The organism is SAR86 cluster bacterium (assembly GCA_023703675.1).
Taxonomy (GTDB): Bacteria; Pseudomonadota; Gammaproteobacteria; order Magnimaribacterales; family AG-339-G14; genus AG-339-G14.
Genome location: CP097974.1, coordinates 174,087 through 190,379 on the forward strand (window position 1 = coordinate 174,087; position 16,293 = coordinate 190,379).

General features: G+C 38.4%; 10 protein-coding genes. 5 read left to right on the forward strand and 5 right to left on the reverse strand.

Going from position 1 to position 16,293, the window contains the following annotated elements:
- Positions 1 to 180 precede the first annotated feature (180 nt).
- From M9C82_00820 to M9C82_00840, 5 genes are all read left to right on the forward strand, one after another.
- Entirely contained in the window at positions 181 to 3,105 is a 2,925-nt protein-coding gene (locus M9C82_00820; GenBank protein ID URQ73705.1) for a TonB-dependent receptor plug domain-containing protein, read from the forward strand.
- A gap of 221 nt (positions 3,106 to 3,326) precedes the next feature.
- Positions 3,327 to 6,260 carry a TonB-dependent receptor plug domain-containing protein gene (locus tag M9C82_00825; GenBank protein URQ73706.1) on the forward strand — a complete coding sequence of 978 codons (2,934 nt, stop codon included), beginning with the start codon at positions 3,327 to 3,329 and terminating at the stop codon, positions 6,258 to 6,260.
- A gap of 121 nt (positions 6,261 to 6,381) precedes the next feature.
- Positions 6,382 to 7,575, forward strand: coding sequence for a thiolase family protein (locus M9C82_00830; protein ID URQ73707.1), 1,194 nt, complete (start codon positions 6,382 to 6,384; stop codon positions 7,573 to 7,575).
- A 24-nt stretch (positions 7,576 to 7,599) separates the two neighbouring features.
- Positions 7,600 to 8,544, forward strand: coding sequence for a thiamine-phosphate kinase (gene thiL, locus M9C82_00835; protein URQ73708.1), 945 nt, complete (start codon positions 7,600 to 7,602; stop codon positions 8,542 to 8,544).
- Positions 8,537 to 9,046 carry a phosphatidylglycerophosphatase A gene (locus M9C82_00840; protein URQ73709.1) on the forward strand — a complete coding sequence of 170 codons (510 nt, stop codon included), beginning with the start codon at positions 8,537 to 8,539 and terminating at the stop codon, positions 9,044 to 9,046. The genes thiL and M9C82_00840 overlap by 8 nt, the downstream gene beginning before the upstream one ends.
- Here the strand turns inward: M9C82_00840 and dxs are convergent.
- Genes dxs through M9C82_00865 form a run of 5 tightly spaced genes read right to left on the reverse strand, consistent with a single transcriptional unit; the run spans position 9,006 to position 16,220 of the window.
- Positions 9,006 to 10,883: a 1-deoxy-D-xylulose-5-phosphate synthase gene (gene dxs / locus M9C82_00845; GenBank protein ID URQ73710.1), complete on the reverse strand. Its 1,878-nt coding sequence runs from the start codon at positions 10,881 to 10,883 to the stop codon at positions 9,006 to 9,008. The two genes, M9C82_00840 and dxs, sit on opposite strands and share 41 nt — an antisense overlap.
- Positions 10,884 to 11,780, reverse strand: a complete 897-nt coding sequence (locus M9C82_00850) for a polyprenyl synthetase family protein (protein ID URQ73711.1) — start codon at positions 11,778 to 11,780, stop codon at positions 10,884 to 10,886. It lies immediately after the preceding gene.
- A complete protein-coding gene (locus M9C82_00855; protein ID URQ73712.1) occupies positions 11,770 to 12,006 on the reverse strand; it encodes an exodeoxyribonuclease VII small subunit in 237 nt (78 codons plus the stop codon). The genes M9C82_00850 and M9C82_00855 overlap by 11 nt, the downstream gene beginning before the upstream one ends.
- A complete protein-coding gene (locus tag M9C82_00860; protein URQ73713.1) occupies positions 11,999 to 15,166 on the reverse strand; it encodes an efflux RND transporter permease subunit in 3,168 nt (1,055 codons plus the stop codon). The genes M9C82_00855 and M9C82_00860 overlap by 8 nt, the downstream gene beginning before the upstream one ends.
- On the reverse strand, positions 15,150 to 16,220 hold the full coding sequence (locus tag M9C82_00865; protein URQ73714.1) for an efflux RND transporter periplasmic adaptor subunit: 1,071 nt from the start codon (positions 16,218 to 16,220) through the stop codon (positions 15,150 to 15,152). The genes M9C82_00860 and M9C82_00865 overlap by 17 nt, the downstream gene beginning before the upstream one ends.
- Positions 16,221 to 16,293: the final 73 nt, after the last annotated feature.

Sequence of the window (16,293 nt, forward strand, 5' to 3'; positions counted from 1 at the left end):
AGACATTTTATGTAAAATTGCATTGAGTTTAGGGAAAAACTTATACTTTTGACAGAATTTAGGACGAATTCGTTTCAATAGCTCTCATCAGTTCATTTTCTCTTCACTTTAAACAAATCACTAAGGAGGGAGATTTTGAATACCTACGTAAAATATTTTTTTATAGGCATAAGTTTATTAATGCTTAATACATTTGCGTTCGCGCAAACCGTTGAAGAAGTAACAGTTACTGCTGCAAGAAAAACTCAATCAGTACAAGATGTTGCAATTTCTGTTCAAGCACTGGATGGCGATGATCTAAGAGAGCAACACATCACAACTGCTGACGATTTAGCTGAAAGACTACCGGGTTATGGTTATTCCCAAGCAATTGGTTCAACAATCGCAACTAAAGTTAGAGGTCTTTTGATTCCTACTATTGGTGCAGCTCAGGTTGCTGCTGTTCAATACAATATAAATGGTCACACTCAGGCTGCTACAAGTTTAGCTGAAGCAGGATTTCTTGACTTGGAAAGACTTGAGGTCTTGGAAGGTCCTCAAGGAACTTTATATGGAAGAAACACTACAACCGGTCTTGTCAATGCCATCACAAATAAACCTGGAGCCCCTGAATATTTAGATTTGTCTTTTGGACCAGATGGACTTACAAATTTTGCTGGAGCCTATAACTTTGCTCTAAGTGATGCCGCGTCAGCAAGAATTGCATTTAAAAAATACGACAAAGACGGCACTATCTACAATACTGTAACTGCGAACGATGTTGATTCTAGAGACTCTTATGCCTTAAGACTTACAATGGATTACGAACTAGAAGACGATAGCACTTTTAGGGTTATGTATGCTAGAAATCAAATAAATGATTCGAGACAAAATCTAGGTGCTCCAGCTTGTAAAAGGGATGAGTTTTTTGGTTGCTCGCCATTTCCTGGGAATCCTTACGACAATATAAATAAACCCGTTCATCCAGTTGGACTAGTTAATAATACTTTCAACACTCTAATGTTGATTGCACCTGGTATTGACACTTACGCTGAAGCAGCGGCTTCAGCAATTCAAAGCATTGATACGATTCAAAAAACTCGTGATCCTTCGCAAAACATTAATCATGAGCAAGGTCAAATGGAATACTTTAGAGATCTGGAAGTCGATGATGGTGCTTTAACGTTAAATTTAAAAGCTACTTATCAAGACACAACACAAGCAATGTATAGCGATAATGATCACTCTCATTCAATTGGCAGTACTGGGTTAATAGGTAATGCTTTGATTCCTCAAGGCTCGCTTGCTATCGCTTCGCTTCCCACGGTTTGCTATGGAACACTTACCAACGTAGTAAGAGACGAATCTTTCGAATGTAGTTTTCCTAATTTTCACAGTGAACAATACGAATTAAATCTTGTTTCAGATTTTGACGGCAGACATAACTTTGTTTTTGGTGCCTACAACTTCCAGTCTGTTTCTTTCAACCCTTATTGGATTCAGACCATCGGTTACCTAGCGATGAATGACTTTGGAAATCACCCAATGTCAGGTTTATTTGGCGGTCTCCTTGACGGCTATGGCGGACAAGCTTTTGCAAAAGCGCTTGGCGGTACTATGGCTAGCTCTCCTATTCAAGCAGGACTAGCAAGTCTTGGAGCAACCCCAACGACGACGCAAGTGGCGACTTTCTTAACAACAAATGCTGCGCCTCAAATTCAGCTTTTGTGTACGGCAGCGGCAGGCGAAAATTCAACTCTTAGCGCGAAAGAAAACAACACATGTATCAAAGATATGCCTGCAGAAGCTGGCGGATTAATCAACGACCAAAGAACGCACCGTGATACGATGTCAATCTTTGGTGAATATTATTTAGACGTCTCAGAAAATCTCAAACTTACTTTTGGAGTAAGATACAACGACGACAGATATTGGACGCAATCCATGCAAGGTTTGTCAGATGGGGCTTATTCTGGAGAGGGCACAGCTGTCGCAGCTGCTTGTAACGCTGCAGACTACGAGGCTTGTTATCAAGCGGGAGCTTCAGTAACTACTGACAAACAAGAAGAAGACATGTACAAGTTTGTGACCCAGTACTTCTACGATCAAGGTCAAGTTTATGCCTCTTATACTACTGGTAATCGTCCAGGAGGAGCTAACCCTGATACAACTAAGTATGCAGGCTCGGAGTCAACTCAAATTGAAATTGGAACCAAAAATATTCTCCTCGATGGAGCCATGCGTTTGAATTTGACTGCGTTTTCTATGGAAATGGAAAACGGTCAGTTCTCTCAAATTCGACAAAGTTCCGCTTATACTGAACTTCATGACTTCACTCACGAAGGAGTGTCACTGAATGTTCAAGCTTATGTGACTCCTACTACAGTTGTATCTTTGGGAGCTTTATACCTTGACAGTACTATGGACACAGTGGCTCCAACAACTGAGAACACATACGCAGTAGTTGCTTTAGGAGGAATCATTAAACAAGGTTCTCAATCAATCGATCCACACAATCCAACTCAAGCGACAAGTTTTACTAACTTAGCTACTAACACCGCTTTAGCTGCTGCATATCAGCAAGCTGGACTTTCTGCTGCTGCTGCTTCAGCCGCTGCTGATGGTATTGACGATGCTTGTGATGCAATCTTTGGTGCGGCACTTTGTGGTCAGTCAACTTATTCGATGGATAACAAAGGCAATGTCTTAATGAATCCGCAAGGATTGGCTTTCCCTATATGTTCAGGTTGTAGTGAATTCAAAGAAGTTGGTGGCAACCAAGTACCATTTGCTGCTGAATTAGAGTCTAATGTTGCTTTGACCCAACTTTACTCAGGTTTTGGCGGTTCGGGAGCTGTATCTTTGATGTACTCTTTCAAAGATGAACATTACAGTGATTGGTATAATGCCGAAAAGCATAAGGTTCCTGCAGCAGAATTTTGGAACTTAACTGCTTCTTATTCTCCAGACAATGCTGATTGGTACCTTAATCTTTGGGCCAATAATCTTAGAGATAAAAGACAAATTACTTCTTTGCAAGGAACAAGTAACTTGCAAGGACAAAATATATTTACGACTTTCTCTGAAGGCATGCGAGCTGGATTAGATTTTGGTTACAATTTCTAATTAGTTAACTAGCAAAAAAAACCCCGCAAAAGCGGGGTTTTTTTTATGGTTTTTATCGCTTAAGAAAGCTTGTCATCCAAAATTAGCTGGGGTAATATCGCATTCAGGGGAGAAACCTTACCCGTCACGGACTGACGATTCTCAATTAGAAAGCTCAACGGAATGAGATACAAATTTGTATTTCTCCTGAATTAATTATTGAGCTCAAGAGGGAGGAGTCAGTGAAAAAATTTATTAAATATACAGTCTTAGGCGCAGCTTTAGCTTTGCTTAACACTTTTGCCTATGCGCAAACGGTTGAGGAAGTTACTGTTACCGCAGCGAGAAAAGAACAATCGGTTCAAGACGTTGCGATTTCAGTGCAAGCTATTTCTAGCGAAGACTTAACAGAACAACACATCGAATCAGCTGATGATTTGGCCGAAACCATACCTGGTTTTGGGTACGCTCAAGCCATCGGTAGTGGGGTTGGCCTAAGAATTAGGGGGTTAATCTTTGAAACCATTGGTGCGGCACAAACGCAACCAGGTGTAACCGCTTTTAACGGCCACACCGTTGGTAACCGAACTTGGGGTTCTATGGGTTTTTTAGATGCCGAGCGAATTGAGGTACTTGAAGGTCCTCAAGGTACTTTGTATGGAAGAAACAGTACCACTGGAGTTGTCAATTTCATTTCTAATACTCCAGGCGCTGATCAATACCTAAACTTAACTGCTGGACAAGATGGTCTTGGACAATTCAGTTTTGCTAGAGATTTTGATTTCGAGGGTGGCTCCCTTCGATTTGCTGGTGCTAAGTATGACAAAGACGGAGTCATCTATAACTCCGGAACCTTAAACGATATTGACAGCAGAGATTCATTTCAAGCCAGAGTAACTGGTGAATTTGAAATGGACGAACAAAATACACTTACTTTTGTTTATGAGAGATCAAACATAAACGATTCTCGTCAAAACGTGGGCACATCAGCTTGTAAACGATCTGATTTTTTTGGTTGCGATCCTACAGTCACAGACATAACGCCCTACCTCAACCAGCCTGTCAATACTAGAGGAAGTGTATCTAATACGTTTAATATATTGACCAACGTTAATGCCTCGAATGCAGACTTTTTTGCTGCGACTGCGGCTAGCGCAGTGGCAGATATTGATGTCGTCAATAAAGACACAGATCCTTTAAGAATTGAAACTCAAGAGATGTTTCAGCTCACCAACGTCATGGAACTTGATGATTACACTGTGACTTTTAGAGGAACTTATACTGATTCTAGATATCAAATGTTCGATGACAACGATCACGGAAACGCAACCGGAGCTTTAAATGGAACTCTGATGCCTACAATGGTGATCCCAGCTTTAAGAACGCTTTGTAAAGGGACTCTTACCAATGTGACCACCGATCAGGCATTTGAATGTACCGATGCAAATTTCCACGACGAACAATATGAAGTCAACATAGTTTCAGACCTAAGCGGTCCACACAATTTTACTGCCGGAGCTTATGTCTACCAGAGCTCAGCTCATAACCCTTACACGATTCAAACTACTTCATATCTATTATTGAATGACTTTGATCAGCATCCATATGCTGCTTTGTTTGGCGGAGCTTTAAATGACTACGGTGGGCAAAATTTTTACACTTCTTTTGTAACACAGCTAGCTGCAAATGGTGCTGACATCGCAACAGCCGCTGGTACCAGCACGGCTGCCCTAGTAGGCCTTCTTTCTACAACAGTTGCAACTGCAATAATAAATGGTTGTTCAGGAAGCGCAGCAAACAATAGTTCTTGTAAGAAAAGCATGCCAGCAGAAGCTGGAGGTCTAATTAACGACCAAAGAACTCAAAGATATGGTTCTGCGCTTTACGGTGAGTACTATTTCCAAGCGACTGATAATATTAAGCTTACTTTGGGTGCAAGATACATGGACGACCGTTACACTACTCAATCGATGCAAGGATTGTCTGATGGAGCTTATTCAAGTTTTGGTGAAACCGCTGCAGTTGCAGCTTGTAACTCAGATAACTATGAACTATGTTATCAAGCTGGATCAAACATCACTGCCGATAAAAATGAAGTGGCTACTTACCTAGCTGGTGTGCAGTACGATTACGATCAAGGAATGGTTTACCTCTCAGCTAAGACTGGTAACCGTCCTGGCGGAGCCAACCCTGATACTACTAAATACGGCGAATCAAAGTCCACGCAATATGAAATTGGAACGAAAAACGTTCTCTTTGGTGGAGCGATGCGTCTGAATGCAACTTACTTCACTCAAGAAGTTGAGGACGCGCACTGGTCAGTTATTCGAGTAAGTTCTGCTTACACTAACTTGCACAGCATGACTCACGAAGGTTTCCAAGTGAACATGCAAGCTTTCGTAACACCGTCGACAATTCTTTCAGTAAGCGCATTAGCTACTGATAGTACTTTCGACACAGAAGACGGTGCATTAGTGGCATCTACTGAAGTTGGCGTGCTTTACAAAGGTTCAACAACTGTAGATCCGCACAACCCAACGCAAGCGACTTCATTCACTGAAATTGCAGTAGCTGATTTAATATCTGGAACTCCTGCGCAACAGGGCGTCTATGCACTAGTAAATGGTGCTTGTGGAGTATCGGCAGTTGCTGCTTTTTGTCCTTTTGTAACTCATTATGCCGTTGATGAAAATGGAAACTATTTCATCAACCCACAAGGATTGGTCGCGGGTACTATAAATGTTCCTGCCTCGATTGCAGCTGGAGCAGCTTCAGATCCTACAAAAATGGTACCAGTACAAAACGTTATGAAACAAATAGGTGGAAACAAAGTGCCTGGATCGGCAGATTTAGAGACCAATATAGTGCTAACTCAGCTTTACCAAGGCATGGGTGGTTCTGGAACGATCAATCTGTCTTATCGTTACACGGATTCTACTGAAGGTGACATTTGGAACAACTCTAGACACAGAACTCCTGCTTCAGAGTTTTTTAACTTCAACGCAACGTATGAGCCAGACAACGCTGACTGGTACGTTAACTTGTGGGCAAGAAATCTCATGGATAAAAGACAGCAAACTTCAAGACAAAGAACTAGTACTCTTCAAGGAGGTAACCCATTTGTTACTTTCTCTCAAGGCATGAGACTTGGGTTAGATTTTGGTTACAATTTCTAATTAGTTAACTAGCAAAAAAAACCCCGCGAAAGCGGGGTTTTTTGCAATCAGAGCATGGTATAACAAGAGTAATTTAATTATAATCATCAGTTCGAAATACTCGAATTAATTAGGAGACATTATGAGAAATGTAGTAATAGTTGACAGCGTTAGGACTGGACTAGCAAAATCATTTAGGGGAGGTTTCAATCAAACCAGAGCGGACAACATGACCGCTCATTTAGTTGATGCTTTATTAGAGAGAAATCCAGGATTAGATCCTGCTGCGGTCGAGGACATGATTCTAGGCTGTGGAGCGCCTGAGGGAGCTCAAGGACACAACATTGCCAGAAACGTGGCAGTGTTATCAAAACTTCCAATTGAAGTTGGTGGCACAACTGTCAACAGGTACTGTTCATCGGGTCTGCAAACTGTGGCAATGGCTGCAACTCAGGTTCAAAGTGGATTCAGTGATTGTATTATGGCCGGTGGAGTAGAGTCGATTTCTACAACCCAAGGGAACACAAACATGCATATGTATGTCAACGATACTCTTGCTGCTGATGTGCCAGGAATTTACCATGCAATGGGTCAAACGGCGGAGTGTGTCGCTAAGCGATACAGCGTCTCTAGAGAAGCTCAAGATGAGTATGCACTATCCAGTCAACAAAGAACTGCTGCTGCCCAAGAAGCAGGCTTATACGATGACGAAATCATTCCGATGGATACTGTAATGAAGTTAGTAAACAAAGAAACTGGAGCGGAAAAAGAGGTTGAGGTTACCGTAGACAGAGACGACTGCAATCGTCCTGAGACTACTCTTGAAGGATTGTCTTCTTTAAAACCTGTATTCGATCCTGAAGGTGGGTCAGTAACGGCTGGAAATTCTTCTCAGCTATCTGATGGCGCTTCTGTGACTTTGGTTATGAGTGAGGAAAAAGCTCTAGAAATGGGTCTTACGCCAAAATTATATTTCAGAGGATTTACAGTAGTAGGCTGTCAACCAGATGAGATGGGAATAGGACCAGTTTATTCAATTCCTAAATTATTGAAATCAGCTGGCTTAAAAATTGAAGATATTGATCTTTGGGAACTTAATGAGGCTTTCGCTTCTCAAGTTGTCTACATAAGAGATACTCTTGGATTGCCAACTGACAAACTTAACGTCAACGGTGGTTCCATATCAATTGGGCATCCTTTTGGTATGACTGGTTCAAGACAAGTTGGCCACGTTGCTAGAGAGCTCAATCGTAGAGACGGCAAATACGGCATAGTCACTATGTGTGTTGGCGGTGGCATGGGTGCTACTGGTCTCTTTGAGGCATATCAATCTTAATTTAAAGTTCATCCGTTTCTTTGCATGAAAGATTCGGATGAATTTAGTTTTTTAAAAGAAACATTTAAATCCTTGGGGAGTCAATATTTTGACACCTCAGGGATAATAATTGGGCCGGGCGATGATGCTGGTTTGGTCGAAAATAACAAAGAAACTATTTACTCTGTGGATGCCTCTGTTTCAGGTATTCACTTTCCAGAAAATCTTTCTCCAGACCTAATAGCATACAGATCCGTAAGCACTGCAGCTAGTGACATTGCAGCATGTGGCGGCAACTTAAAATGGATTTTAGTGTCTTTAACTGTTAACAAAAAAGATTTAAGTTGGATGAGAAGTTTTGTTAGGGGATTAAAAAATTTTTCCGACGATTACTCTTGTCCCGTTTTGGGCGGCGATCTAACTAAGGGAGCTCAAGAAAATATTTCTGTTGCAGCTTGCGGTGAACTGAACAAAGAAAATTTTTTAAGAAGAGGCGGTGCAAAAGAAGGAGATTTAATCTTTCTAACTGGGACATTAGGCCAGGCTAAAAAAGGTTTGGAACTCATTAAAGAAAATATGGCTCAAATAGATCTTACTTCAAATTTTGTAAAAAAATTTTTGAGCCCTAAGTTGAATTTTGAGTTTGCTGCCGAACTTTCTTATATTGCCAATAGTTGCATTGATGTTTCTGACGGTTTGATATCAGACCTAGGACATATACTCGAAGCAAGCAAGGTAGGGGGTGAAATAAATGTTGAAAAGATCTCACTTGTAGGTGAAGTTGAAGACGCGCTAACTTGGGGCGATGACTATGAGCTTCTCATGACAATTTCTCCTGATAAAAAGACAAGTCTATTGGAAATTTCTGAAAGATATGATGTCGAGATATCGGAAATAGGTAAAATTACTGGAGAACCTGATTTAAAAGTTATTGAAAGAGGTAGCTTAGTAAGCTTTTCAAAATCTGGATACAATCATTTTAATGAGTAAAAACTTTTCAATCTTTTCTTCTCCCTTTGCATTCATAGCTACTTTATTTGGTATAGGCAAACTACCTATTGCCCCTGGAACTTGGGGGTCAATTTTTGGTCTTCTGACTTACCTTTATTTCACAATTTATTTTTCCTTGAGTTTATTGGCAGTAACAGTCATTACATTGTTTATTGCTTTGTTTTCAGTTTGGGTTTGTGAAAGAGCTACATTTTATCTTTCAAGAGAAGAGAAAGATCAAAAATCTATTGTGTTAGACGAATTTGCTGGAATATGGATAGCTTGTTGTCCAGCAGCGACTATTTTAATGGTTCAAGAAGTTATCATTTATTCTCTAATAGCTTTTCTTTTTTTTCGCTTATTTGATATTTGGAAACCTTATCCAATCAATGTCATGGACAAAAAATTAAAAAATGGTTTTGGAATAGTTTTCGATGATCTTTTAGCGGGTCTATACGCTGCTACTTCATCGAGTTTAGTTTTTTATTTATTTGTCCAATAATATTTTCTTTACTGAGTCCCGCTTCTTTTCTCTGATCAAGGGGAGAACCAACCTTTGGAAAATGATCAGGAATTCCAATGTTTAAAACATCAGTAGAAAGAAAATTTTGATTTAAAACTTCATTAACCGCAGATCCAGCACCACCAGCGATGACGTTTTCTTCAAGAGTGACCAATAACTTATTTGATTGCGCGAGTTTTAATAATAAAGATTCGTCTATGGGTTTAACAAATCTCATATCGATCAAACTATAATTCAATTCATCTGAAATTTCTTCAGCAATTGGGAGAAGCGAGCCAAAAGAAAGAAGCACTACATCGCTTTCTATTTCTTTAACAACTTTTGCTTTTCCTATTTCAATTTTTTCATCAGAGTGAGAGATTTCACTTCCCGGTCCAGAGCCCCTGGGGTATCTTACTGCTACCGGAGTTTTTAAATCATATCCAGTATTTAACATTAACCACAATTCATTCTCATCAGAAGGAGTCATTAAAGTTAAATTAGGCACACATCTTAGAAAGGACAGATCAAATATACCAGCATGTGTTGCACCGTCCTCGCCAACAAAGCCGGCTCTATCTATGGCTAACATAACATCTAAATTTTGGATTGCGACATCGTGAATTAGTTGATCGTAAGCCCTTTGTAAAAAAGTCGAATAAATTGCTAATACTGGTTTTTTGCCTGAACACGCCAAACCTGCAGCGAAAGTCATGCTGTGTTGCTCTGCAATTGCAACGTCGTAAAACTGATCTGGAAATGCTTTTGAAAAGTTTACAAGCCCTGAGCCTTCAGTCATTGCCGGTGTAATTGCAATTAAATTATTATCTTCCTCTGCTTTTTTGCAGGCCCATTCTCCAAAAATATCTGAATATTTAGGTTTTTTATTCATGGTTAATTCAGAAGGTCCGGGCATTTTTGAAATTGCGTGAAATCCAATTTGATCCTTTTCTGCTGGTAAATATCCCTTTCCCTTAGTAGTTATGACATGCAAGAATTTAGGACCTTTTAAATTATTCAAGTTTTTTAAAGTATCTATTAATAGGTTTAAATCATGACCATCAATTGGCCCGATGTAATGAAAGCCAAGCTCTTCAAATATTACTCCAGGAGTGAACATGCCTTTAAGCGAAATCTCAGCTTTGCTAGCAAATCTTTTAGCAGAAGGTATAAATCTTAAGACTTTTTTTCCACCTTCTCTAATTTGTGTGTACCACCTACTGGACCAAATTTTGTTAAGATAATTTGAGACACCACCAATATTATTGGAAATAGACATGTTGTTATCGTTAAGAACAACCAATAAATCATCTTCTAACGAGCCAGCATGTGCCAATGCTTCAAATGCCATGCCCCCTGTAATTGCCCCATCACCTATGACTGCAACTTGTTTGGATTTTGAAGATTCTTCTCCAATGGCCATTCCAAGCATTGCGCTGATGGAAGTGCTTGAATGCCCTACACCAAAGGCATCATGACTGCTTTCGTCTCTGGAAGGAAAGGGATGAAGGCCATTATTTTTTCTGATGTTTTTCAAGTCTTTTTTTCTTCCCGTTAAAATTTTGTGGGGATAAGACTGATGGCCCACGTCCCAAACAATTTTATCCTCTGGTGAATTAAAGACATGATGAAGGGCCACAGTAAGCTCTACAACTCCTAAGCCTGCTCCAAAATGACCTCCAGAAACTCCAACCGAGTACAACAGGAACTCTCTCACTTGATCCGCGACAATATTTAGGTCTTTTTTTGAAAGTTTTTTAAGATCTTCTGGTAATTGCAACCCGTTTAGTAAATCGGTAGACGGTTCTGAGGTTGGAATCTCATTAAATGTTTTCATCTAAGCATCTCTTTCTATTATCATCTTACAAAGATCTTCAAGTCTTTTTGTTTCATACGGTAGAGAAATTAAGATATCGATTGCTTCTTTGGAAAGTTTTTCTGCTTTTAATTGCGATTTTGTTATTCCAAGCAATGAAGCATATGTGGATTTATTTTTTTCTTTATCTGAGCCCACGGGCTTTCCTATTTCTCGTTCATTACCAATGACATCTAAAATATCGTCTCTAATTTGAAAAGCTAAACCAAATTTTTCTGAAAACTCAACTAATTTGCTAACTTCTTCTTCTTTAATTTCTTTTTTTAATAAACAAACCGAAAGGATGCATGCTTCGATTAATTTTCCAGTTTTTAAAAAATGAATTCTGTCCAATTCATCTTCGTTGAGATTTTTGCTTTCCGATTTTATGTCTAAATTTTGACCTTCTACCATTCCTTTCGGCCCGCAAGCTTTCGCAAAGATATTAATAATTTCACTTTTAGTTGAATCGTTGAGATTGTCATCTTGAATTGAGGTTAGTATTTCGAGGGATAGGGGTTGAATTGCATCTCCAGCTAAAATTGCAGTCGCCTCGTCAAATTTCTTATGACAACTTAGCTGTCCTCTCCTGAAGTCATCATCGTCCATAGCAGGTAAATCATCATGTATCAAAGAGTAACAATGAATCAACTCTCCAGCAGCAGCCATAAGGTCTATAGTTTTATTACAAACATCTACTTTCAAAGCATCTGCCATTAAAAGCATTAGCTGGGGCCTCAACCGTTTACCACCATTCATTACTGAATAATGAATTGCTTTGGTTATTTCAGAAAAGTTTTCCTCAGGCAGAGACTCTAAAAGAGCTTCGTTGATTCTAGAAAGATTATGTTCTAGAAAAGAATTCTCATTATTCATCATCGAAAGCTTCTAAGTCTATCGACCCATCTTTACTTTCGACAAGTTTTTGAATTTTTATTTCAGCTTTTGAAAGTAGATTTTGACAATGCTTCGTAAGCTTTACTCCTTCTTCAAAGGTTTTAATTGATTCTTCAAGAGGCAACTCTCCATTTTCTAAATCAGAAACTATTTTCTCCAATTTTTTTAAAGAAGTTTCGAAATCTTTGTTGTTTTCCTGCTTACTCATTTGTCAAAGAATTTGATTTTACAGATTTAATTTTCACAAAGAAATCTTTTATTTGTTCAGGTAACATCAACCAACAAGGGGTAAGTATCAAAGTTAAAAAAGCTGAGAAGGTTAATCCCCAAACCACAGCAAAAGACATAGGATTCCACCATTCAGCTACTCTACCACCAACCTCTATATCTCTAGCAAGCAAATCGACACCGAATCCAGATGCTAAAGGGAGCAAACCGATAACGGTCGTCGAAGTTGTTAAGATTATTGGTCTCAATCTTTGTGAGGCGGTTTTGATTATTACTTCCTTCAGAGAAATATTTTCATTTTCTCTTCTTAATCTGTTGTAAGTATCAACTAAGACAATATTATTATTTACAACGATTCCAGCTAAGGCAATTATTCCGAGGTTAGTAAAAAGGAAGCTCATGGGAGTTTGAGTAATCGTTAATCCCAAATAAACCCCAGCTGTAGATAAGAAAATTGCTGAGATTACTATCCAAACTTGATAAAAACTATTGAGCTGAATTGTCAAAAGAATAGCCATCAAGAAAACTCCCACAGCAGCTGCTCCTTGCATAAAAGCTGCGTTTTTGTCTGTTTCCTCTTGCTCCCCTCCAAAAACAAATTCTAAATCATTGTATTCTTTTGTATCTTCTATCCATTGATTGAGTAGGGGAATTACATCTTGTGTAAGAGCGCCTGGGGCATATTCCGCAGCAACCGTAAAAGCTCTTTCACCTGCAACCCTCCTTATGTAGGGCACTTCATATTCCGGCTCATAGGAAACAAAGCTGCTTAAAGGTACAGAGCCAAAGTTTGTCAAGACATTTAAATTCTCAAACATATCCAATCTTCTTTCTTCCTTAGGAAATCTGATCCTGATATCTAACTCGTCATCCACATCATTTGGTCGATACTCTCCAACCTTTACTCCATTAGTCATAAATTGAATCGCAGCACCTATGTCAGAAGTCTCAACTCCAAATTGCGAGGCTTTCTCTTTATCAATTTTTATCTTCCATTTGAGTTGCTTGGTTGGAATGGTGGTGTAAGTATTGATAACCCCAGGAATATCATTTTTCATGTAATTTGCTAATGCTTCTGTGGCTTCGTAAACCATTTCGTAATCACTTCCAAAAACATCTATTTCTATTGGCGAACCTACAGGCGGGCCGTTATTTCGTTCTCTAATGGTTAAATTTAAACCAGGAATATTTTTTAATTTATCTTTAAGTTCATTTAAAACATCAAATCCTGATTGAAGGTGAAGATCTTTGTCAAAAGGCATTTCTAGAAAGATCGCTCCAATTCTGTCTGAATTTCCTCTCTGCCTTGGATCTTCTGTACTCGCTTGCTGCATGCTAACGGTTTCTGGACCGGGAACGGTCAAAACTATATTTTGAATTTCTTTCAAGAAGTTAAATTTTTCTTCAACGTTTAGATTTCCCCTGCCTTCAACCTCAACAATGATAGTGTCTGGATCTTCTTCAACAAAAAAATTTCCTCCAGGACCATGCTGAAAAAATAGGATATAGATGGTGATAACTAAGAGAAAAATGAAAGTTATCATCTTCAAAGGGAAATCTAAAATTCTATCCAAAAATCTTGCATATTCTCCAGTAAAACCTTTTAGTGATTTAGGATCCCCTGTCTCTAAAACAATAGAATTCTGAATAGATTGTTCATTTCTATTACCAAGATTACCAAATATGGATCCAATAGCTGGGGTGAATATTAAGGCATAAAGTATAGAACCGCTCAAAACTGCTACAAGAGTAATTATCATCGGTTTCATGAACTGTCCGGATATACCGTCCCAAAATAGCAAAGGGAAAAAAATTGCTAAAGTAGTCATAATTGAAACAACAACTGGCCAAAACATCCTAGTTGCAGCAATTCTATAAGCTTCTTTTTTATCAAAGCCCTCACTCATTTTTCTGTCTGCATATTCAACAACTACAACCGCTCCATCGATCAACATACCTAAAGATATTAAAATCCCGAAACAAACCATAAAATTGAAGGTATAACCAATAGGGGATAAGAATAAACAGGCAAAAAGAATGCAAGTAGGTATTGATAATCCGACTAATATCGAAGACCTTACTCCCATTGCAGCAACGACTAGGGTCATAACTAATACAAGAGCAGTCATTATGTTTCCTAGTAGCTCCGATACTAACTCAACTGACATGTCAGTTCTGTCCTCAGTTATTACTATTTCCATTCCATCTGGAAGAAATTTTTTTGCTTCATCAACTATAACGTTCACTTTTTGAGCGACTACTACTTCACGAGCGTCACTTTTTTTGAAAACCGTTACAGAAACAGCTCTCTCACCATTTACATTAGCAATCGATTTTTTGTCTTTAAATGTTCTTTTGAGTTTAACTAGATCTTCAAGCGAGACCACCGCATTATTATTTTCTATTACTGGTATATTTCCAACATCTTCCATAGTCTCAAATACCGAAGGCACTGATACGTAAAACTCTCCGGTACTAGAAACGATTTTCCCTGCAGGAATTGCTTTGTTGTTTTGAGAAATAGCGTTGTAAAGAGCAAATGGCGAAACTCTGTAGCTATCTAATTTAGTTTTATTTATTTCTGCTTCCAACACCTCATCTGGAATTCCATTGATATTTACTTCAAGAATTCCGGGTAATTTTTCAATTTCGTCTTGTAATTTTTTCGCAATGTTTAGAAGCTCTCTATCCGTAGCACTTTTGGAAACAATGTTTACATTCATCACTGGAAATTCATCAAGTGTAAACTGAATCACTTGTGGTTGATCAGCATCTTGCGGGAGCTCAGGCATTACCTCATCTACAGCATCTTTAACATTTTGAAGTGATTTATCAACAGGATAAGAATCAGGGAATTCAAGGATTATGTAAGACATACTTTCCCTACTATAAGATTCAATTTTCACTAACTCATCAACAGTTTTTAGCTTACTCTCAAGTGGTTTAGCGATTAATCTTTCTGAGTCTTCAGGAGAAACACCATCATAAAAAGTACTTACAAAAACGTATGGGATATTTATATCGGCATAAGCAGAAGCGGGAATTTGGGACAATGACGCTGTTCCGCTGGCAATTATGAAAGCTAGAATAGTAAAGGTAGATCTATACCTTTCTAAAAAAAAATTAATTAGTCCTTTCATTAGGATTCAATCTTTGATCAAAAGCAAATTTTACTTTTTCACCTTCATTAACGTAGTCTTGCCCTACAGTAATAATCCTAGAAGAGGAGGGTAATCCTGAAACCCATACTCCACTGTTTGTATCTTGAATCAAGCCAATTTCTTTAAATTCTACCGTACCTTGATTTGAGATCAGCCTTACACCCAGATTTCCCTGATCGTCTAATCTTAATATAGAAAGAGGAATCAAATTAGCCATCTGTTCTTTTGCAGAAACGTAAATTTTTGCTGAAGCTCCATCCTTAATGAGGCTATTAGTATTTTCAACTTTTACCTCTACTCTAAAGGTATGAGTATAAGGATTTGCTGAGGCTGCAATAAAAGAAATTTCACCGTTAAATGTATTTCCATCTAAGGTTTCAATTAAAGCTTTTGAGCCTTTAGAAATGTTTATAAGATCGGATTCAGAAATTTCCCCAACTAAAATCATTGGGTCTAAATCTAAAAGCGTGGCGCAAGTACTTCCTCTAGATAAGAAATCTCCTTCATCTATTGAAATCCTATCAACGATCCCGTCAAATGGGGCCTTGATGGAGGCATTATCTAATTCAAGTTTTGCTCTTTCAAAATTTGATTTAATATTTTGTAATTGATTTGATGAATATAATCCTTCATCGAATAGTTTTTTCGCCGATTTAAATTCCAACTCAGCCTTTTTGAAAAAAGACTCTTTCTCAGCTACAAATAAAGAACATATAATTTCTCCTTTTTCAACGAATGCTCCCTGTTCTACTGGAAGAGAAACTACACGTCCGGAAGTCTCTGATTTAAGATCAACTTTTTTATCTGCTTCTGCAAAGCCTTTGATTAGTATTTTTTCGTTATAAGGCACGGAAATCTGATCCATAACTCTCACAACTAATTCTTCTTTTTGAACTTTTTCAAGATTAATCGCAGGAGAATAAAAATAGCCTGAAATCATCCAAATGATTGCGAATGATATAAACATTGCTGACCACTCGATGTTTGATCGAGAGGTGAGAAAGTCTTTAAACTTTAAAAAATTTAGTTTCATGAACTGCGTATAATAGTTATAAAGTTTACACTGTCAACTTAAAAGTTTACAGTGTTAACATTCTATATTTAAC

What these genes read in the sequence shown, in the direction of transcription:
- M9C82_00820 (URQ73705.1), top strand. Translation starts at nt 181, where the DNA reads ATGCTTAATACATTTGCGTTCGCGCAAACCGTTGAAGAAGTAACAGTT.
- M9C82_00830 (URQ73707.1), top strand. Translation starts at nt 6,382, where the DNA reads ATGAGAAATGTAGTAATAGTTGACAGCGTTAGGACTGGACTAGCAAAA.
- thiL (URQ73708.1), top strand. Translation starts at nt 7,600, where the DNA reads ATGAAAGATTCGGATGAATTTAGTTTTTTAAAAGAAACATTTAAATCC.
- M9C82_00840 (URQ73709.1), top strand. Translation starts at nt 8,537, where the DNA reads ATGAGTAAAAACTTTTCAATCTTTTCTTCTCCCTTTGCATTCATAGCT.
- dxs (URQ73710.1), bottom strand. Translation starts at nt 10,883, where the DNA reads ATGAAAACATTTAATGAGATTCCAACCTCAGAACCGTCTACCGATTTA.
- M9C82_00850 (URQ73711.1), bottom strand. Translation starts at nt 11,780, where the DNA reads ATGATGAATAATGAGAATTCTTTTCTAGAACATAATCTTTCTAGAATC.
- M9C82_00855 (URQ73712.1), bottom strand. Translation starts at nt 12,006, where the DNA reads ATGAGTAAGCAGGAAAACAACAAAGATTTCGAAACTTCTTTAAAAAAA.
- M9C82_00860 (URQ73713.1), bottom strand. Translation starts at nt 15,166, where the DNA reads ATGAAAGGACTAATTAATTTTTTTTTAGAAAGGTATAGATCTACCTTT.
- M9C82_00865 (URQ73714.1), bottom strand. Translation starts at nt 16,220, where the DNA reads ATGAAACTAAATTTTTTAAAGTTTAAAGACTTTCTCACCTCTCGATCA.